This window comes from Priestia taiwanensis (genome assembly GCF_014638355.1).
GTDB classification, from domain to species: Bacteria; Bacillota; Bacilli; order Bacillales; family Bacillaceae_G; genus Priestia_D; species Priestia_D taiwanensis.
The window spans coordinates 1-18,433 of record NZ_BMFK01000012.1 but is presented as its reverse complement, the minus strand read 5'-3'; the positions used below and the strand labels follow the sequence as shown (position 1 = coordinate 18,433).

The following is an 18,433-nucleotide window of genomic DNA, read 5'->3' as shown; positions in this document are numbered from 1 at the left end:
CGCTTAAAGCGACTTCGTTATCTTAACATCTTCGTTAGTTGATGTCAACATTGTTTTTCAAATGTTTTTCTTCATTTTGTTAACTCGTTGTTTCCAACTCGCTAACGACAAGTAATAATTTATCATTTATAACTGAAAGAGTCAATGATTTTTTCAAAAAAAATAAAACTTATCTATATATACTCTTTCTATTACACTACTTACCTCTTTATCTTTTATAAAATATATACTTGTATAATAGACAAAGCAAGAATTCCCGGGATTCCAAGAAATCCTGTTATTGCTACGGTTATCGCATTGATCGGTAAGTGGAAATCAAATTGCGCACCAATAATATTGATAACAAATAGCACAACAACCCCTATAATGAATTTGACACAAAGAGTACTTACAATTCGAACAGGTTTTATTGAACTACCTGCTAACAGTAATAAAACAATACTTCCTATAATAACGGAAATCACTATAACCGGATTCATATTTCTATCCCCCCTTCTACATAACAGATTGTACAACCCTACTATATGTAGAAAGAGGTATAGAAAGAACCATTATTTTAACATTTTAACCGGACGTTTCTTCGCTTCCTTCAAAACATAGAAATACTTCGCTTCTGCAAGATACAGATGTGACAACACTTCTAATGATGGCTCTACACTTTTATCCACTAAATTACGCTGTCTTTCCCATTCTTGTCTTAAACCATCCAATGTTTCAAGTAAGCTTTCATCAAACTCTCGACGAAGACGTCCTTTCCGACGAAAAAACATTCTCTTGTTCTCCTTTGGCTATTAAATCTCTCTTCGACCCTCTAGCGCTTTTGACAATGTAACCTCATCTGCATATTCTAAGTCTCCACCAACCGGCAGTCCATGTGCAATTCGTGTTATTTTAATACCTGTCGGCTTCAACAAACGTGAAATGTACATTGCCGTGGCTTCTCCTTCGATATTCGGGTTGGTTGCCAAAATAACTTCTTGAATCGTTTCATCTTGAAGACGTCGCAGTAATTCTGGAACTTTAATATCTTCTGGTCCAATCCCCTCCATTGGAGAAATAGCACCGTGAAGAACATGGTATACCCCGTTATACTCTTTCATCTTCTCCATTGCAATAACATCCTTCGCTTCTTGCACCACGCATACCGTAGACAAATCACGATTTGAGTCATCGCAAATATAACAAGGGTCTTTATCGGTAATATGCCCACATACAGAACAATATGTTAAATTACGCTTTGCATTTACTAATGCCTTTGCGAAATCAAGCACCGTATCTTCTTTCATATCTAACACGAAAAAAGCCAGTCTAACGGCTGTTTTCGGTCCGATTCCTGGCAATTTCATAAAGCTATCAATTAGCTTGGATATAGGTTCTGGATAATGCATCACTCATCCTCCTAGAATAAACCTGGCATATTCATCCCTTTTGTAAATTGTCCCATCGTCTTCTCAGATAGCTCGTCTACCTTCTTTAGTGCATCATTTGTCGCTGCAAGCACTAGATCTTGTAACATCTCGATATCTTCTGGATCTACTACTTCTTCTTTAATTTTAACTTCTAAAATTTGTTTTTGACCGTTTGCTACAACTGTTACCATACCGCCACCAGCAGTTCCTTCAATAACCGTTACTGCTAACTCTTCTTGAGCTTGTACCATTTTCTTTTGCATTTGTTGCATTTGCTTCATCATTTTATTCATGTTTCCCATTCCACGCATTGTCATTTCCTCCTATTGACTAATTATTCTTTAATTTCTATAAGATTTTCCCCAACTAATTTTAGCGCCTCGCTAATTAATAAATCTTCTTCAGTTGAAGCTTCCTCTTTATTATCGCTATCTTCTGTATCATGTTGCAAGAATTCTTCTCGAATCCTTCCCCATTCAGAACTAGGAACAGCAACCATTTCTAACCTTTTTCCTATTAACTCTAGTAAAAGATTTTGTAACGTCTGAACAATATCTGGATTTTCTGTGGCCATTTTACAGTGAATCTCATATTTAAATGCTAAAATATACGATTCAGACGTTGCTGCCACAGGTTCACTATTACTCAATAATGCTGCGTACGATACTTTGTTCGCATAACGTAACTTATCCAGTAATTCGCCCCAAACACTCTTCATTCCTTCTAAATCTTTCCGTGTCGCTTTCTTTAATATTTCGTGTATTCTTCCTGTAGGAATACGGAAAGTCGACTTTGTCACTTTCGCTGGACGCCTCTCTTGCTGAGCTTCCGGCGTAGAATTAGCTGGCATAACACCTTGTGTTTTTAGTGTATGCAATTCTTTCTCTAACTGTTCAATTCGCTGCATAAACCCTTCGTTAACAGGCGCACTACTCACAGTTACATGTTGTTGACACAGCTTCACTACTACGACTTCTAAGAAAATACGAGGATGATTTGTAAACTTCATCTCCTGCTGACTCTTACTTAAGTGATGAATTGTTTCATAAATTTCTTCCTGTCTAATTTCCTCACTTAGTGAATGAAACGCATCATCTACAATAACCCGCTCTAATAAATCTGTTAAATGTGACGACGTTTTATATAGAAGCATATCACGGTAATAATAAATGAAATCTTCCATTAAACGAAGTGGGTCTTTCCCCTCTTCTAGCATTTCGTCAACAATTTGCAATGCTTCCGTCACTTCTTTGGACGCAATTTTCATAGCTAGCTTTGTTAAGTATCCTTGAGATACGGATCCCGTAACTGCCAAAACATTCTCAACCGTAACAATGTCGTCACTATATGAAATGGCTTGATCGAGCAAGCTAAGTGCATCACGCATCCCACCATCAGCCGCTCTCGCAATGACTTGCAACGCTTCGTCTTGAATAGTTACATCTTGCCTTTCCATGACCGTCTCCAACCGTCCAATCATATGACGATTTGAAACTTGATGAAATTCAAATCGCTGGCACCTCGAAATAATCGTCAGCGGAATTTTATGAGGCTCTGTTGTCGCAAGTATAAAAATAACATGCTTTGGTGGTTCTTCTAACGTCTTTAACAACGCATTGAATGCACCAATCGATAACATATGTACTTCGTCAATAATATACACTTTATACTGAACAACACTCGGTGCATACTTAACCTTGTCTCGGATCTCACGAATTTCATCGACACCATTATTAGATGCTGCATCAATTTCTAATACATCTGAAATGGAACCATCTGTTATTCCTTTACACGCTACACATTCATTACACGGTTCTATAACAGGAGCACGTTCACAGTTAATCGCTTTCGCAAAGATTTTCGCTGCACTTGTTTTCCCTGTTCCTCTTGGGCCCGAAAACAAATACGCATGCGATACTTTTTCTTGAAGAAGGGCATTTTGCAACGTTTTGGTAATATGCTCTTGTCCAACCACATCCTGAAATTGTTGCGGTCGCCAAATTCTATATAAAGCTTGATAACTCACTAAAGCCATACTCCCTTCAAAAATAGTATCTCTATTAATTATACATGATAAAAATACGTGCTTCCACACGTTATCATTTTCTCTCGTTCTTTTCTCTCTAATACAAGAAAACTCACCCTTATAATAAGAGTGAGTTGGATATATAACATTTATACCGTGCACCTTCCGTCGATTAACCACCATAAGCGTTACCTAAGTAGTTAGCTCGGTCCAGGCTCCCCTACGGCACACGAGTGGGCTCACTTACTGCTGCTTCCTTCCGGACCTGACAGGGTTCATGAGTTCTCGTTGCGTAGGACCAAGACGTCAACACCACTTGCTTAGGGCAGACCCTACAGTGCATTAACCTCGAGAAGGGATTCAGTCTCGCTAGAGCGGATTGCGAATACAGGGCACCGCTACCTCCCCACCTAGCACGGTAATTCAAATTATATAGCCTTTCCTTCAAAAAAGCAACCTCGTTTACGTAGACTAACTTTAACTTCTCTGTTTCTTCTTATTTAAACGTAATGTTCGAAAGAAATTCGTTAGCATTGCGCCACATTCTTCCTCTAACACACCACTCACTACTTCTGCTTGATGATTAAATCGTTCTTCTTGTAATAAATTCATTAATGTTCCAGCACAACCTCCCTTTGGATCTGTTGCGCCGTATACAACACGTTTTACACGTGATAAAACAATTGCTCCCGCACACATCGGACACGGCTCTAGTGTGACGTACAATGTTGCCTCTTCTAATCGCCATGTCCCAAGCTTCTTGCACGCTTCATCAATTGCCAGCAACTCCGCATGGGCTATAGAACGTTGGTCACGTTCTCGTAAATTATACGCTTTACTAATAATCTCATCATTATGAACAACAACGGCACCAATTGGCACTTCCCCTATTGCTTCAGCTTCTCTCGCTTGTTCAATCGCTACTTTCATATATTGCTCATCGTTCATTTCTATTCTCCTTTATCCTCGTCTATCATGTATCCACATCTTATCACACCTAATCCCTTTTGTTTTCCACTACCCATAAATGAGGTTAATGACATTATCCTCATTCATACATTAACAAGCTACATTATACAAAACAATTGACAATGCTAGTATTTGTCTTTTAACATGGAATACGATGTTCACTGAAAATAATTATCAGTGCTCATATATTTTTTATTCTTAATTGATAATTATTATCAATTAAGAAGTTGATACAGGGACGGGATTACACATGACAACAAATGAACAACCTTATCAAGAACAAGGTAGCCATGCACCGCACATAAAAAGCAGGCCAATAACTGCGTCTCTTATCTTATTTATAGGGATTATTACTATTATTATTGGATTAATTTCTTCTATTTCACACGGAGCTGCCGACATTGAACTAAAAACAGTATGGGAAGCTATCTTTTTCTTCCAAGAAGAAAATGTATCACATCATGTTATTCAAGATATACGCCTACCACGCGCTATCGCAAGTGTCTTGGTTGGAGCATTTCTGGCTGTTTCTGGTGCTATTATGCAAGGCATGACACGCAATCCACTTGCTTCACCTTCTCTAATGGGAATAACAAGCGGAGCAACATTTGCTATAACACTTGCATTTGTTTTCTTCCCTTCTATGTCCTACCCACAATTAGTGTTCGTATCATTCCTTGGTGCTGCGCTTGGCACAGGAATTGTATATGGAATTGGAGTTGGCTCACCTGGTGGATTAACACCAGTAAAATTAGCATTGGCAGGCGCTGCTGTTAGCGCTATGTTAGGTGCCATTTCGTCTGGACTTGCTATTTATTTTCAACTTTCCCAAGAAATTAGCTTTTGGCAAGCCGGTGGACTTGTTGGAGTTAAATGGGAAATATTAAATATAGTCTTTCCATTAGGAGTTATTTGCTTACTTATAGCTATCTTTTTAGCGCGCTATATTACGATTTTAAGTTTTGGTGAAGAAGTTGCAATTGGACTCGGACAACGTACAGGAAGAATTAAATTATTCGGTACACTTGTCGTTCTCTTATTAACAGGGGCTGCTGTTGCAATTGGAGGAGCGATTGGTTTTATCGGCTTAGTCATCCCCCATATTACACGCTTTTTAGTAGGGGCTGATTATCGATGGGTCATTCCTTGTTCAGCTGTATTAGGCGGAGCACTACTAGTTGGGGCCGATCTTGTATCAAGGCTTATCAATCCGCCTTTCGAAACACCAGTTGGTGCAGTTACAGCTGCTATCGGCGTTCCTTTCTTCTTATATCTAGCTCGTAAAGAAGGGAGAGAACGTACATGAACATCTTAACAAAACGAAATATCATAACACTTATCGTAATTTGCATCTTAATTATCGCTATATTTTTACTTAGCTTAAATACTGGGACATTACACATAGCACCTCTCGATGTACTACAAACATTAATTGGGCAAGGGACACACCAACAGGAGCTTATCCTATTTGATTTCCGTATGCCTCGCATGATTGTTGCCATTCTTGTAGGAGCAGGTCTTGCACTATCTGGAGCTATTCTACAGGCAATTTCTCGTAACGGTATCGCTGACCCCGGCATTATTGGTATTAATACCGGAGCAGGTCTTGGGGTTATCGTCTTCGTCTCTTTTTTATACGGAAAAATGCCTGTTGACTCTTTCTTCTCTGTGTTTGTGCTACCTCTTTTCGCATTAGTAGGTGCATTAGCCGCAGCCGTTATTATTTATGTATTAGCATGGAAGCAAGGGGTAACACCTATACGACTCATCCTTGTGGGTATTGCGGTAAACGCTGGATTCGGAGCTCTTTTACTTATTCTATCGCTAAAGATGTCACCGAATAATTTTCAATTTGCAACGATTTGGTTAGCAGGAAGTTTATGGGGAACAGATTGGAAATTCGTTCTTGCCGCGCTACCATGGATGCTTATCTTGTTACCACTTGCTATTTATAAAGCGAGATTTCTAAACGCATTAAACCTAGGAGATCCAATTTCGACTGGTTTAGGTATACATGTAGAGAGAGAGAGAGCAAAACTTCTCTTTATCTCCGTTGCCTTAGCTGGAACATGCGTAGCTGTAGCAGGCGGAATAGGGTTTATTGGACTAATTGCACCTCATATTGCAAGAAAACTTGTTGGTCCAAAACATCAAATACTATTACCAACAGCTGCGCTTATCGGTTCTTTCCTAGTATTAGCGTCTGACTTACTTTCAAGGTCATTATTAACAACGACGGAGATTCCGGTTGGAGTTATTATTTCTGCCTTAGGTGCACCATACTTTATTTATCTATTAATGAAAACAAAATAACAAAGGAGGAAGTGTAAAATGCCAAGCTTAACTGCCGAGAAAGTATCGATTGGTTACAGTGGAGATTTAATTATTGATGATTTATCTGTTCATATTCCTGAGGGGAAAATTACGACAATTATTGGGCCAAACGGTTGTGGTAAATCTACATTCCTAAAGTCTATTTCTCGTATTTTAAAACCAAAAAATGGAACGATTTTCTTAGATGGAAAAGCAATTGAAAAACAAGCAACAAAAGAAATTGCGAAGAAAATGGCGATCCTTCCTCAATCTGCAGAAGCACCACCAGGATTAACAGTATTTGAGTTAGTTTCTTATGGCCGCTTCCCACATCAACGTGGATTCGGAAAGTTAACGAAAGAAGATCTTGACTATATTAACTGGGCACTAGAAGTAACTGGATTAACAGCTTTCTCTAAGCGCCCTGTTGAAGCGTTATCTGGTGGCCAACGCCAACGTGTATGGATTGCAATGGCGCTAGCCCAAGGAACAGATTTACTCGTATTAGATGAACCAACAACTTACTTAGATATGGCGCATCAATTAGAGATTTTAAATTTACTTCAAAAGTTAAATGAAGAAGAGAAGCGTACAATTGTTATGGTTATTCATGATTTAAACCATGCGGCAAGATTCTCTCATAATATGATTGCCCTACGAGACGGAAAATTAGTAAAGCAAGGGACACCAAATGAAGTAATGACTGTTCAGACATTACGCGATGTATTTGAAATAGAAGCTCAGATTATGCCATGTCCCGTTAACTGCAAACCAATTTGTTTAACATATAACCTCATGTCTGACGCATGTCATTCTCAACATGACGAATGCGGCGATTGTATTTTAGCCAAATAATGATATCGTCACAAAGAGAGCCTTTATCAGAAGGCTCTCTTCTTTTCTAAGTATGCTTCCTTCTTTTCTAGCTACACTAAAGGAGAAATAGAAGGGGGTATATATAATGAAACAATCTGCATTGCTTATTATTGATATGATAAATGATTTCAATTTCGAACATGGTCCTATACTAGCTGAGAAAACACTAGCTATTGTACCGAATATTTTAGCTTGGAAGAAACAATTCCAAAAACAAAAAGCACCAATTATTTATATTAATGATCACTATAACTTATGGCAGGCGAATATGGACAAGATTATCCATACGTGTACGAATGAAAGAAGTAATGAAATTATCCACTATATATGTCCGAAGGAAGAGGATTATTTCTTAATAAAGCCACATTATTCAGCTTTCTACGACACACCTTTGCATACATTGCTACAAAGCCTACATATTAACCATCTTGTTATCACGGGTATCGCCGGCAATATTTGCGTTCTCTTCACTGCAAACGATGCATATATGAGAAAGTATACTCTTTCCATTCCATCTAACTGTATTGCATCAAATAGTGACGAAGATAATACATATGCACTACGAATGATGGAACATGTCTTACGCGCAAATATAACACCTATAACGACTTTTCACTAATGCATCAAATAGTTAGATAATTTCCAATCACTTTTTAAAATAGAAAGCGATTTTCTTCCCATTATTATGCTACAATAGACGTTGCATGAAATTTTTTGAACGTATCTATGACGCCAAGGAGGAACAAATATGATAGATGTCCCTTTTATTACAGTAGAAGGTCCAATCGGTGTCGGAAAAACTTCACTTGCAAAAGCTATCGCAGATCACTTTGACTTCCATATCTTGAAGGAAATCGTGAATGAAAATCCGTTCCTAGATAAATTCTACACAAATATCGAAGAGTGGAGCTTCCAAACGGAGATGTTTTTCCTATGTAACCGCTATAAACAACTTGAGGATATTGAACAGAAATACTTAAATAATAACCTTCCTGTTGTAGCTGATTATCACATCTTAAAGAATCTTATTTTCGCTGATCGTACATTAAAATCTACTCAATTACGAAAATATCATCAAATTTATGATATTTTGACGAATGATATGAGAACGCCAAATGTTGTGGTATATTTAACAGCTAGCCTTGAAACATTACAAAAACGAATTGCCATGCGTGGTAGAGAGTTTGAAAAAAATATAGATCCTGGCTATTTACAACAACTTATTAAAGATTACGAAACAACAATCACTACGTTCGAACGTACATACCCACATATTCCGGTATTACGCTTCAACGGTGATACGTTAGACTTTGTCCATAAACAAGAAGATTTAAACTATATTCTTTCCACTGTTAGTGAAACATTAAAAAAGGAGACAAGCAGAACATGAACCTTCGCAAAAAATATAACATCCCAAGCGACGCTGTAATCACGATTGCTGGTACAGTAGGTGTTGGAAAATCTACAATGACAAATGAATTAGCAAATGCACTTGGTTTCCGCACATCATTTGAGAAAGTAGATTTAAATCCTTATTTAGATAAATTTTACGGGGACTTCAATCGTTGGAGCTTCCATCTGCAAGTATACTTCTTAGCAGAACGTTTTAAAGAACAAAAGCGTATTTTTGAATATGGTGGCGGGTTCATTCAAGACCGTTCGATTTACGAAGATACTGGCATCTTTGCGAAGATGCACTTCGAAAAAGGTACAATGACACCAACTGATTATGATACGTATAAGAGCTTGTTCGAAGCAATGGTATTAACACCTTACTTCCCACATCCGGACTTATTAATTTACTTAGAAGGGTCATTTGAAGACATCGTCGACCGTATTAAAGTACGTGGTCGCCCAATGGAACAACAAACTCCAATTGAATATTGGAAAGAAATGCACGAGCGCTATGAGAATTGGATTAACTCATTCAACGCATGCCCTGTTCTTCGCTTAAATATCAATGATTACGACTTAGTACAAGATGCCGGCTCAATTGAACCAATCGTTGAGAAAATCGGTAATTTCTTAGAGCAAACGCGTAAATTAGTAAAATAATAAAAGCCCCTTCTTATATAAAGAAGGGGCTTTTATTTCTATCCTAGTGCTACTAGCACTGCTCCTACCGCAATAAGAGCTACACCAATTCCTCCCATAAGGGATATCTTCTCGCCTAAGAAGATAACTGCTAATATAACAGCAATTACCACACTTAATTTATCAATTGGAGCTACTTGAGACACCTTTCCATGCTTGATTGCCATGAAATAAAACATCCATGATAAAGCCCCTGCAACACCTGTTAACGCAATATAAAACAACGCTCGTTTATTTTCTAGAATACTACTAACCTCATTGATTTTCCCTTCATATAAAACAACGCCAATCATAAATAATGCCATAATAACAGATCGTATCGCAGTTGCTGTATTAGCATCTAAACCGTTTAATCCAATCTTGCCAAAAATAGCGACTAATGCAGCTGTCACAGCTGATAATAGCGCAAAAATTAACCATGAAGCCATTCTCTTATCGTCTCCTCTCTCTTTTATTTGCCTTTTGTTCCCTATTTCCACATTAACAAATCCCAAAAGTATTACCAACTATTTTGCAACAATCCTATATAAACAAAAAAAATCTGTTTTCTATGTATAAATAGAAAACAGATTTTCACTTACTTTTATAACTCACAATATGTTTTGTTTTATAATGTAACTACTTCATGGATTAAGGCGCTTTATATTATGCCTTTTTCTTTGTCGGAGCAATAATCTCCTCTTCTGATTTCCCAGCGTTTACACGTTGGCGAACCGTACTTTGACTAATTCCATATGCTTCTGCAATTTCCTTAATCGTCATTTCTTGTCCTTTAATCATCACTGTTACTGTTTTACGTTGTTTTGGTTCAGCTTTCTTTGCTGACTCTTTTTTCTTTGGTGCTGCTTGCTCTTTTACTATAACCGTTTTATCCGTTGTGTTTGTACATGTACATCCACATAGACGGCGGTATGCATCATAGCTCACCATATTAGAAATATTTGATACACTATTTAAGATTTTATCTTTTTTACAAGTTTGGCATTGCACATAATACAACGTCTTGTCTTGTAATGGGAATGTTTGAATAACTAAACTCATGACGTCTCCTTTCATGTAAGAGAAGCGATAGAAACACTCTCTACATTAACTTGCAAGTCATAAAAGAATAAAAACCCGTTACATGTCGTAACGAGTTTACCAATCTCCACTTTATATGCGCTAACTATAATAAAAAATATGGAGGAGGAAGAGGGATTCGAACCCCCGCGGGCTTTGACACCCCTGTCGGTTTTCAAGACCGATCCCTTCAGCCAGACTTGGGTATTCCTCCGTATCGACAAAATTTATGATATCAAAGATTAAAAAGCATGTCAACAGATTATCATTAAAAAAAACAAAAGAAGAGCAAAAAGCTCTTCTTTTATAAAAACATTATTTAATTACTTCTTTTCCACCCATGTATGGACGTAATACTTCTGGAATAATAATAGAACCATCTTCTTGTTGGTAGTTCTCTAAAATTGCTGCAACAGTACGTCCTACCGCTAATCCAGATCCATTTAGTGTATGAACAAATTCTGGCTTCGCGCCTTGCTCACGACGGAACCGAATATTTGCACGACGTGCTTGGAAGTCCTCGCAGTTAGAGCAAGAAGAAATCTCACGATACGTAGCATAGCTCGGTAACCATACTTCAAGATCATATGTCTTAGACGCTGCAAAGCCCATATCTCCTGTACATAATGTAATAACACGATATGGTAAGCCTAATAATTGTAATACTTTCTCTGCATTTGCCGTTAACTTCTCTAACTCTTCATAAGAATCTTCCGGCTTCGTATACTTAATCATTTCCACTTTGCTAAACTGATGCTGACGAATTAATCCACGCGTATCGCGTCCTGCACTTCCTGCTTCAGAACGGAAACACGGTGTATGTGCTGTGAAATTAATTGGTAACTGTGTACCATCAACAATTTCATCGCGGTAATAGTTCGCTAACGGTACTTCTGAAGTTGGGATTAATGAATAATCTGTTCCTTCTAACGTGAATACATCTTCTTTAAATTTCGGGAATTGACCTGTCCCTTGTAAGCTATCGCTATTTACGATATAAGGAGGAATTACTTCTGTATAGCCATGCTCCTCTACATGTAAATCAATCATGAAGTTCGCAACAGCACGCTCTAAACGAGCACCTAATCCTTTGTAGTAGACGAAGCGACTTCCTGTTACTTTTGCAGCACGTTCAAAGTCTAATAATCCTAATGCATCCGCTACATCCCAGTGCGCTTTTGGCTCAAAGTTAAACGCTTTCCCTTCGCCCCATGTGCGAACTTCTACATTCTCCTCTTCTGATAAACCAACAGGTACTTCTGCATGTGGAAGATTCGGTAATGTTAATAAAATAGCATTTAACTCTTCTTCTACTTCGCGTAGCTCGTCATCTAATGCTTTAATATTGTCTCCTACTTCACGCATCTCTACGATGTAAGCATCTGCATCTTGCTTCTCACGCTTTAACTTTGAGATAAGTTGAGATACTTCATTACGCTTTCCTTTTAACTCTTCTACTTGTACTAATAATTCACGGCGTCTTACATCTAAATCTTGGAATTTATCTAATTCCGTGAACTCTCCACCACGAGTTTGTAACTTCGCTTTTACTTCTTCAAAATTTGCACGTAATACTTTTGCATCTAACATGTTTCTTCCTCCTTTTCTTCTAAAAAAACAAAAAACTCCCGTCCCCAAAAAAGGGACGAGAGTTAACCCGCGTTGCCACCCTAGTTGAAAGCACAAAAAGACTGCACTTTCCACTTTAAACAATAACGACTTTCAGCCGGAAATGATTACTACCTGACAGGCAGGATTCCTCATCTCGCTCAAGGATGGATTCACAAGTTTCCTCTATCAGTTCTCACCGGCCACTGACTCTCTAAAAGAAAAATACTTGCTACTAGTTCCTATCGACACTTTATACAATATATGAATAAGTATCCCTAATGTACTATACTTTCATACACTTTTCAAGAAATTCACTTATTTTTTTGCTTGTTTCACCATATCGATAAAATACGCTGTAATGCGGTGGTCATCTGTTAATTCTGGATGGAATGATGCCGCTAAGAACTGACCTTGACGTACCATGACAATACGGTCTTCATGCTTTGCTAATACCTCTACTTCCCCACCAACACTCTCTACATAAGGAGCGCGAATGAATACACCTACGTACGGCTCTTCAATACCCGTAATCATCAAAGGTACCTCAAAACTTTCACGCTGACGTCCAAATGCATTTCGCTCTACTGTCATATCAATTGCACCAATATGACTCTCCTCATATCCTACGAGATGTTTTGCAAGCAAGATCATTCCAGCACATGTTCCAAACATAGGCTTACCGCTTGCCGCAAAATCTTTTAATGCAGGAAGGAAATCATACTTATCCATGAGACGGCGCATTGCTGTTGATTCTCCTCCAGGTAGAATCAATCCATCAACATCTGCTAACTCCTCTATCTTTTTGATTGCAACTGCTTCCATCCCGCACGCTTCTATTGATACTATATGCTCACGTACAGCGCCCTGAAGTGCTAATACACCAATCCTCATCTATATCCCCTTTTCTCTCTATAAGCTAAAGAATAGAGGCTTACATAGCCTCTATTCTTTGTACTAATATTTATTCTTACCAACCACGCTCTTGCATACGTTGTTCAGGTAATAATGATGAAATCTCGATCCCTTTCATCGCTGTCCCTAACCCTTTTGATAATTGTGCAATTAATGCGTAATCTTGGTAGTGTGTCGTTGCTTCTACAATAGCACGGGCAAACTTCTCTGGATTCTCTGACTTAAAGATACCAGAACCTACAAATACACCATCTGCTCCTAATTCCATCATTAATGCAGCGTCTGCTGGTGTTGCTACACCACCTGCCGCAAAGTTAACAACTGGTAAGCGACCTAAACGCTTTACCTCTAATAGTAGTTCATAAGGAGCACCAATGCTCTTCGCATATGCCATTAACTCATCTTGACGCATGTTCGTCACTTGACGAAGCTCAGCGTTTACTTGGCGCATATGACGAACCGCTTCTACGATATTTCCTGTTCCTGGCTCTCCTTTTGTACGAAGCATCGAAGCACCTTCTCCAATACGACGAAGAGCCTCTCCTAGATCACGGCAGCCACATACGAATGGTACTGTATATTCATTTTTATTTAAATGGTATAACTCATCAGCCGGAGTTAATACCTCACTCTCATCTATATAATCAACGCCTAATGACTCTAATACTCTTGCTTCTACAAGATGACCGATACGACATTTCGCCATTACCGGAATCGATACAGCGTTCATTACTTCTTCTACAATCGTTGGATCAGCCATGCGTGATACACCGCCAGCTGCACGAATATCAGCTGGTACGCGCTCTAATGCCATGACAGCTACCGCACCTGCTGCCTCTGCAATTTTCGCTTGCTCTGCATTAATAACGTCCATAATGACGCCACCCTTTTGCATTTCTGCCATCCCACGTTTTACACGTTCTGTACCTGTTAGATTCATTACTTCGTTCCTCCCTATTCCATACGCCATACACATTTCCCTCTAGCATGACTTTACTAAATTTTTAAAACATTTTATACACGTATCATAACACAATCACCTAGTAAAGAAATAGAATTTTATTCTATTAATTTTTTGCAGAAAATTATCCATCAAAACAAAAAGGACAAGCATTAAATGCTTGTCCTTTTCTTTATTAAAACCAGCCTATCACCGTTGACCAAATAGAAGAGAAGAAGTCTCCTATTGCATATAACGATAACATGAACCAGTTTGCTTTCTCTACTGTTTCTTGTGCTACCAAGTCTACTTGAGCCATATCTTTATATAAGAAATCATTACCTTCTAAATACACTGTACCGACCTTACTACCTTCTTCGATTGGTGCAGCTACTTTGCCATCCTCTAGTAGGCTTTCATCAAGTTTATAAGCTGGGCTATATGCCGCTTCACTTCCTTTTGCTACTAGAACAGGCATTGCTTCTTTCGTACCAATTTTAACAACATCTTCTTTTCCTTTTGATACAGGTAAAGTTTCTTTACCCTCAATTGCATAACCAGCTGGGTATGCATCTTTCATTTCAAAGTTGTTAAATCCATAATCAAGTAATTTCTTTGTTTCAATAAAACGAGCTTCTTTCGTTACGCGATCTGTTGCATTCATCACAACTGAAATGAATCGTACATCACCGCGCTTTGCCGTACCAGTGAAAGATGGACCAGCAGCATCTGTTGTACCTGTCTTCAGCCCGTCCATTCCTTCATATTCCATTACTAAGCCTTTTAACATCCAGTTCCAGTTCTTCATTAGAACTTTTCCTTTTGATGGATCGTACTTATTTGCTTGGAATTCTAAGCTTGGAACACTCGCTACGTCTAATACGTTCGGGAAGTCTTTCATTAAGTGATATGCTAATTGTGCACATCCTCTTGCAGATAACATGTTCTCATCCGTAGGGCTTGTCTTTGGATGATGATTCCCTTGTAAATCTGCATTGTTTAAACCAGTACTATTTACAAACTTGAAACCTTCTAATCCCAATTCTTCTGCTTTTTTATTCATACGATCAACGAAAGCGTGCTCTGAACCTGCAATCTTCTCTGCCAATGCAATCGTTGCACCGTTTGCAGAATAGATTGCGCTTGCTTCGTATAATTCTTTCGCCTTATATGTTTGACCTACTTCTAGTGGTACATTTGATAACGTTGTATTTTGTGAAATCTTATGTACATACTCTGAAATAAGAATGTCATCATCCCAGCTTAATTTACCTTCCTTCACTGCTTCTTGAATAAGGTACGCTGACATCATCTTTGTCATACTTGCAATTGGTAGAGATTGATCGATGTTCTTCTCATAGATAATCTTCCCTGTAGATGCCTCTACTAAAATTGCTGCTGATGCTTTAATATCAGGACCAACATTTTGTTGCGCATGTGCAGGCATTTGCATTCCTAATACGCCAAGTGTGATACAAGCAAGCATACACACTTTGATAACTTTACTTTTTACCATTTGTACAATCACATTGCTACCTCCAATAAATTTGCTACATACGCCCAATTTTATCATATATTTTTTGGCAAAGAAATAGACAGAGACCTGACAATCTCTGTCTATTTTATCTTTATTTACAGTGAATAGTTTGGTGCTTCTTTTGTAATTTGGACATCATGTGGATGACTTTCACGTAAGCCTGCACCACTCATACGAATAAACTGTGCATCTTCACGTAAATTTTCCAATGTTGCTGTTCCGCAATATCCCATACCAGCACGTAGTCCACCCATTAATTGGTGAATTGTATCTGCTAATGGTCCTTTGTACGGTAAACGTCCCTCAATTCCTTCTGGAACTAATTTTTTATTATCTTCTTGGAAGTAACGGTCTTTACTTCCTTTTTCCATCGCTCCTACTGAACCCATACCGCGATATACTTTAAATTGGCGACCTTGGAAGATTTCTGTTTCACCAGGTGATTCCGTTGTACCTGCTAACATACTTCCTAACATAACAACGTGTGCTCCTGCTGCCAATGCTTTTACGATATCGCCAGAGTACTTAATTCCACCATCAGCGATAATTGGTACACCGTATTTCTTTGCTTCTGTTGCGCAATCATATACAGCTGTTAATTGTGGTACACCAACACCTGCAACTACACGTGTCGTACAAATTGAACCAGGTCCGATTCCTACTTTAATAATATCAACGCCCGCTTCAATTAAATCTTTTGTAGCAGCCGCTGTCGCTACATTACCTGCAATAATATTTAAGTTAGGATATTTCTCACGAATTTCACGTACTTTTTCGATAACACCTTGAGAATGTCCATGAGCTGTATCAATAACAATCGCGTCTACTTGCGCTTTTACTAATGCATCTACACGTGCTAATGTATCTTTCGTTACACCTACTGCACCTCCTACTAAGAGGCGACCTTGCTTGTCTTTTGCTGAATTTGGAAACTCAATCACTTTTTCAATATCTTTAATTGTGATTAAACCTTTTAATACACCATTCTCATCAACTAGAGGTAATTTTTCAATTCGGTATTTCTGTAGAGTCTTCTCTGCTTCTGCTAATGTTGTTCCTACAGGTGCTGTTACTAAGTCTTCCTTCGTCATTACATCAAAAATTTTGATTGAATAATCTTGGATAAAACGAAGGTCACGATTCGTCAAAATCCCTACTAGTTTTAATTCTTCTTCATTGTTTACAATTGGTACACCTGAAATACGATACTTACCCATTAAATGCTCTGCATCATATACTTGGTGTTGAGGAGTTAAATAAAACGGATCTGTAATAACGCCACTTTCTGAGCGCTTTACTTTGTCTACTTGTTCAGCTTGTTGCTCAATCGACATATTCTTATGGATAATCCCTAATCCACCTTGACGTGCCATTGCAATTGCCATACTTGCTTCTGTTACAGTATCCATTCCTGCGCTAAGTACCGGAATGTTTAATTTCAGTGTTTCTGTTAACTGTACTTTTACACTTACATCTTTCGGTAATACTTCTGATTTGGCTGGAACTAATAATACATCATCAAATGTTAAACCTTCTTTAGCAAATTTGTTTTCCCACATAACGAAGCCTCCCCAATTATCGATAAATATTATTAGTAATGTATCAATTGGACAAAATACTGTCAAGAACATGCAAAAATGTTAGATTTTTCAGAAAACAAAGGAGGCATGCAATATGACAAATTTTGATGATACGTGGGGGCGATTTCAAGCTTTCTTTTCTTCGGAAACAACACAATCTTATCTGCAACAATGCTATAAAAAACATTGCATCCTAGAACCAGAAAAAAAAAGCTTCTCTAATTGCTATCCCTTTATTTATTATCTAGAACATGCCAAAAATTATTACACACTTTCTACTCAATCACCTCTTGCAATAAAGCCTACTTTATTATTTTATGGTATGACGCAACTAATGAAAGCATGCCTTCTTACAGTTGATCCAAATTATCCAGAATCAAGCCTCGTCCTCGCTCATGGTGTTACTACGAGAAAACGAAAGAAACAGCAGTACGAGTTTTTACACGATGAAGTAAAAACACAAAAAAGTGGATTATTCACACATATGGCAGAAAAGCTATTCGACCTAACATGTACAGAAGGAGAAAAATACGGCATGGAAGAGTTGCTAGCTACTATTCCTGAAATGTTGCCATTGTTTATCATGAATAAACGGAAAAAAGGAGTAGAAGAAATACAAATAGACGGGAATAAAATACATATTCCTATGCGTGTTCTAGATCATTATCACATGACATCAAATCGATTTAAATCATACTTCCTTTCTCTTGCAAATAAGCTAGAAGAAGTTGATGACGAGATGCTAACTTTCCGACTAACAGAACCGTTAAAGTTATATAATTGCTACCCTTTTGCTTATGACAGCCATAACCAAACCTTTTTTCTCTCATTACGAAATGAAAAATCAATCCTTTTCCCAGAAATACTTGTTCACTACTTAATCTTATATAACTTAAGTATGATTGCAAGGTATGAAACAGAATGGTGGTATCACTTACTCCATCATTATGAGACGCAAGACTTCCCATTTATCTCTCACTTTTTATCGGTTTCTGCTACGAAAATCCCATTGCTTATTCATACCTTTTTACTCGATATATAAAAAAAGAACTAGCATATGCTAGTTCTTTTTACGTTGCCTGGCGACGTCCTACTCTCACAGGGGGA

Annotated in this window: 20 protein-coding genes, 1 tRNA gene, 1 other RNA gene and 1 other annotated feature; of the genes, 7 read left to right on the top strand and 15 right to left on the bottom strand. The window is 38.0% G+C overall.

Features of this window, described 5'->3' with window-relative positions; genetic code table 11:
• Nucleotides 1–215: 215 nt before the first annotated feature.
• The 7 genes from IEV41_RS19720 to tadA all read right to left on the bottom strand — a co-directional run bounded on the left by IEV41_RS19720 (nucleotide 216) and on the right by tadA (nucleotide 4,383).
• On the bottom strand, nucleotides 216–479 hold the full coding sequence (locus IEV41_RS19720; RefSeq protein ID WP_188390205.1) for a pro-sigmaK processing inhibitor BofA family protein: 264 nt from the start codon (nucleotides 477–479) through the stop codon (nucleotides 216–218).
• A gap of 72 nt (nucleotides 480–551) precedes the next feature.
• The gene (locus tag IEV41_RS19715) at nucleotides 552–770 is read right to left on the bottom strand and encodes a YaaL family protein (RefSeq protein WP_188390204.1); all 219 of its coding nucleotides are present in this window, start codon (nucleotides 768–770) and stop codon (nucleotides 552–554) included.
• Between the two features lie 21 nt (nucleotides 771–791).
• Nucleotides 792–1,388, bottom strand: coding sequence for a recombination mediator RecR (recR, locus tag IEV41_RS19710; protein WP_188390203.1), 597 nt, complete (start codon nucleotides 1,386–1,388; stop codon nucleotides 792–794).
• An 11-nt stretch (nucleotides 1,389–1,399) separates the two neighbouring features.
• Nucleotides 1,400–1,726 carry a YbaB/EbfC family nucleoid-associated protein gene (locus IEV41_RS19705; RefSeq protein WP_373284277.1) on the bottom strand — a complete coding sequence of 109 codons (327 nt, stop codon included), beginning with the start codon at nucleotides 1,724–1,726 and terminating at the stop codon, nucleotides 1,400–1,402.
• A gap of 17 nt (nucleotides 1,727–1,743) precedes the next feature.
• Nucleotides 1,744–3,435, bottom strand: coding sequence for a DNA polymerase III subunit gamma/tau (gene dnaX / locus IEV41_RS19700; RefSeq protein WP_188390201.1), 1,692 nt, complete (start codon nucleotides 3,433–3,435; stop codon nucleotides 1,744–1,746).
• A gap of 154 nt (nucleotides 3,436–3,589) precedes the next feature.
• Nucleotides 3,590–3,854, bottom strand: an RNA gene (ffs, locus tag IEV41_RS19695) — signal recognition particle sRNA large type.
• A gap of 58 nt (nucleotides 3,855–3,912) precedes the next feature.
• A complete protein-coding gene (gene tadA / locus IEV41_RS19690; RefSeq protein ID WP_188390200.1) occupies nucleotides 3,913–4,383 on the bottom strand; it encodes a tRNA adenosine(34) deaminase TadA in 471 nt (156 codons plus the stop codon).
• 271 nt (nucleotides 4,384–4,654) lie between these two features.
• Here tadA and IEV41_RS19685 point away from each other — a divergent pair, with 271 nt between their 5' ends.
• The 6 genes from IEV41_RS19685 to IEV41_RS19660 all read left to right on the top strand — a co-directional run bounded on the left by IEV41_RS19685 (nucleotide 4,655) and on the right by IEV41_RS19660 (nucleotide 9,648).
• Entirely contained in the window at nucleotides 4,655–5,710 is a 1,056-nt protein-coding gene (locus IEV41_RS19685) for a FecCD family ABC transporter permease (protein WP_188390199.1), read from the top strand.
• Nucleotides 5,707–6,717, top strand: a complete 1,011-nt coding sequence (locus IEV41_RS19680) for a FecCD family ABC transporter permease (protein ID WP_188390198.1) — start codon at nucleotides 5,707–5,709, stop codon at nucleotides 6,715–6,717. The genes IEV41_RS19685 and IEV41_RS19680 overlap by 4 nt, the downstream gene beginning before the upstream one ends.
• An 18-nt stretch (nucleotides 6,718–6,735) precedes the next feature.
• Nucleotides 6,736–7,572 carry an ABC transporter ATP-binding protein gene (locus IEV41_RS19675; RefSeq protein ID WP_188390197.1) on the top strand — a complete coding sequence of 279 codons (837 nt, stop codon included), beginning with the start codon at nucleotides 6,736–6,738 and terminating at the stop codon, nucleotides 7,570–7,572.
• A 106-nt stretch (nucleotides 7,573–7,678) separates the two neighbouring features.
• A complete protein-coding gene (locus tag IEV41_RS19670; protein ID WP_188390196.1) occupies nucleotides 7,679–8,212 on the top strand; it encodes a cysteine hydrolase family protein in 534 nt (177 codons plus the stop codon).
• A 129-nt stretch (nucleotides 8,213–8,341) separates the two neighbouring features.
• Nucleotides 8,342–8,983: a deoxynucleoside kinase gene (locus tag IEV41_RS19665; RefSeq protein WP_188390195.1), complete on the top strand. Its 642-nt coding sequence runs from the start codon at nucleotides 8,342–8,344 to the stop codon at nucleotides 8,981–8,983.
• A complete protein-coding gene (locus IEV41_RS19660) occupies nucleotides 8,980–9,648 on the top strand; it encodes a deoxynucleoside kinase (protein ID WP_188390194.1) in 669 nt (222 codons plus the stop codon). The genes IEV41_RS19665 and IEV41_RS19660 overlap by 4 nt, the downstream gene beginning before the upstream one ends.
• 38 nt (nucleotides 9,649–9,686) lie before the next feature.
• Here IEV41_RS19660 and IEV41_RS19655 read toward each other — a convergent pair whose 3' ends face one another.
• The 8 genes from IEV41_RS19655 to guaB all read right to left on the bottom strand — a co-directional run bounded on the left by IEV41_RS19655 (nucleotide 9,687) and on the right by guaB (nucleotide 17,305).
• Complete coding sequence (locus tag IEV41_RS19655) at nucleotides 9,687–10,115, bottom strand: EamA family transporter (RefSeq protein ID WP_188390193.1); 429 nt, start codon at nucleotides 10,113–10,115, stop codon at nucleotides 9,687–9,689.
• 217 nt (nucleotides 10,116–10,332) lie between these two features.
• Nucleotides 10,333–10,728 (bottom strand): sigma factor-like helix-turn-helix DNA-binding protein, encoded by a 396-nt coding sequence (locus IEV41_RS19650; RefSeq protein WP_188390192.1) that lies wholly within the window; start codon nucleotides 10,726–10,728, stop codon nucleotides 10,333–10,335.
• A gap of 139 nt (nucleotides 10,729–10,867) precedes the next feature.
• A tRNA-Ser gene (locus tag IEV41_RS19645) sits at nucleotides 10,868–10,960 on the bottom strand.
• A 101-nt stretch (nucleotides 10,961–11,061) separates the two neighbouring features.
• Entirely contained in the window at nucleotides 11,062–12,336 is a 1,275-nt protein-coding gene (gene serS / locus IEV41_RS19640) for a serine--tRNA ligase (RefSeq protein ID WP_188390191.1), read from the bottom strand.
• A 48-nt stretch (nucleotides 12,337–12,384) separates the two neighbouring features.
• Nucleotides 12,385–12,612, bottom strand: a binding site (T-box leader).
• A 60-nt stretch (nucleotides 12,613–12,672) separates the two neighbouring features.
• Entirely contained in the window at nucleotides 12,673–13,248 is a 576-nt protein-coding gene (gene pdxT, locus IEV41_RS19635; protein WP_188390190.1) for a pyridoxal 5'-phosphate synthase glutaminase subunit PdxT, read from the bottom strand.
• A gap of 76 nt (nucleotides 13,249–13,324) precedes the next feature.
• The gene (pdxS, locus tag IEV41_RS19630) at nucleotides 13,325–14,209 is read right to left on the bottom strand and encodes a pyridoxal 5'-phosphate synthase lyase subunit PdxS (RefSeq protein WP_188390189.1); all 885 of its coding nucleotides are present in this window, start codon (nucleotides 14,207–14,209) and stop codon (nucleotides 13,325–13,327) included.
• A gap of 196 nt (nucleotides 14,210–14,405) precedes the next feature.
• Nucleotides 14,406–15,725, bottom strand: coding sequence for a serine hydrolase (locus IEV41_RS19625; protein ID WP_188390206.1), 1,320 nt, complete (start codon nucleotides 15,723–15,725; stop codon nucleotides 14,406–14,408).
• 116 nt (nucleotides 15,726–15,841) lie between these two features.
• Nucleotides 15,842–17,305 carry an IMP dehydrogenase gene (gene guaB, locus IEV41_RS19620; protein WP_188390188.1) on the bottom strand — a complete coding sequence of 488 codons (1,464 nt, stop codon included), beginning with the start codon at nucleotides 17,303–17,305 and terminating at the stop codon, nucleotides 15,842–15,844.
• A gap of 115 nt (nucleotides 17,306–17,420) precedes the next feature.
• Here guaB and IEV41_RS19615 point away from each other — a divergent pair, with 115 nt between their 5' ends.
• Nucleotides 17,421–18,368, top strand: coding sequence for a YaaC family protein (locus IEV41_RS19615; protein WP_188390187.1), 948 nt, complete (start codon nucleotides 17,421–17,423; stop codon nucleotides 18,366–18,368).
• Nucleotides 18,369–18,433 lie beyond the last annotated feature (65 nt).

Bases quoted from the DNA above. Each gene is read 5' to 3' on its own strand.
- serS (WP_188390191.1), bottom strand. From the start codon at position 12,336: ATGTTAGATGCAAAAGTATTACGTGCAAATTTTGAAGAAGTAAAAGCG.
- IEV41_RS19685 (WP_188390199.1), top strand. From the start codon at position 4,655: ATGACAACAAATGAACAACCTTATCAAGAACAAGGTAGCCATGCACCG.
- IEV41_RS19715 (WP_188390204.1), bottom strand. From the start codon at position 770: ATGTTTTTTCGTCGGAAAGGACGTCTTCGTCGAGAGTTTGATGAAAGC.
- IEV41_RS19705 (WP_373284277.1), bottom strand. From the start codon at position 1,726: ATGACAATGCGTGGAATGGGAAACATGAATAAAATGATGAAGCAAATG.
- IEV41_RS19660 (WP_188390194.1), top strand. From the start codon at position 8,980: ATGAACCTTCGCAAAAAATATAACATCCCAAGCGACGCTGTAATCACG.
- IEV41_RS19720 (WP_188390205.1), bottom strand. From the start codon at position 479: ATGAATCCGGTTATAGTGATTTCCGTTATTATAGGAAGTATTGTTTTA.
- tadA (WP_188390200.1), bottom strand. From the start codon at position 4,383: ATGAACGATGAGCAATATATGAAAGTAGCGATTGAACAAGCGAGAGAA.
- IEV41_RS19680 (WP_188390198.1), top strand. From the start codon at position 5,707: ATGAACATCTTAACAAAACGAAATATCATAACACTTATCGTAATTTGC.
- IEV41_RS19675 (WP_188390197.1), top strand. From the start codon at position 6,736: ATGCCAAGCTTAACTGCCGAGAAAGTATCGATTGGTTACAGTGGAGAT.
- IEV41_RS19615 (WP_188390187.1), top strand. From the start codon at position 17,421: ATGACAAATTTTGATGATACGTGGGGGCGATTTCAAGCTTTCTTTTCT.
- IEV41_RS19650 (WP_188390192.1), bottom strand. From the start codon at position 10,728: ATGAGTTTAGTTATTCAAACATTCCCATTACAAGACAAGACGTTGTAT.
- guaB (WP_188390188.1), bottom strand. From the start codon at position 17,305: ATGTGGGAAAACAAATTTGCTAAAGAAGGTTTAACATTTGATGATGTA.
- pdxS (WP_188390189.1), bottom strand. From the start codon at position 14,209: ATGAATCTAACAGGTACAGAACGTGTAAAACGTGGGATGGCAGAAATG.
- recR (WP_188390203.1), bottom strand. From the start codon at position 1,388: ATGCATTATCCAGAACCTATATCCAAGCTAATTGATAGCTTTATGAAA.
- IEV41_RS19670 (WP_188390196.1), top strand. From the start codon at position 7,679: ATGAAACAATCTGCATTGCTTATTATTGATATGATAAATGATTTCAAT.
- pdxT (WP_188390190.1), bottom strand. From the start codon at position 13,248: ATGAGGATTGGTGTATTAGCACTTCAGGGCGCTGTACGTGAGCATATA.
- IEV41_RS19625 (WP_188390206.1), bottom strand. From the start codon at position 15,725: ATGGTAAAAAGTAAAGTTATCAAAGTGTGTATGCTTGCTTGTATCACA.
- IEV41_RS19655 (WP_188390193.1), bottom strand. From the start codon at position 10,115: ATGGCTTCATGGTTAATTTTTGCGCTATTATCAGCTGTGACAGCTGCA.
- IEV41_RS19665 (WP_188390195.1), top strand. From the start codon at position 8,342: ATGATAGATGTCCCTTTTATTACAGTAGAAGGTCCAATCGGTGTCGGA.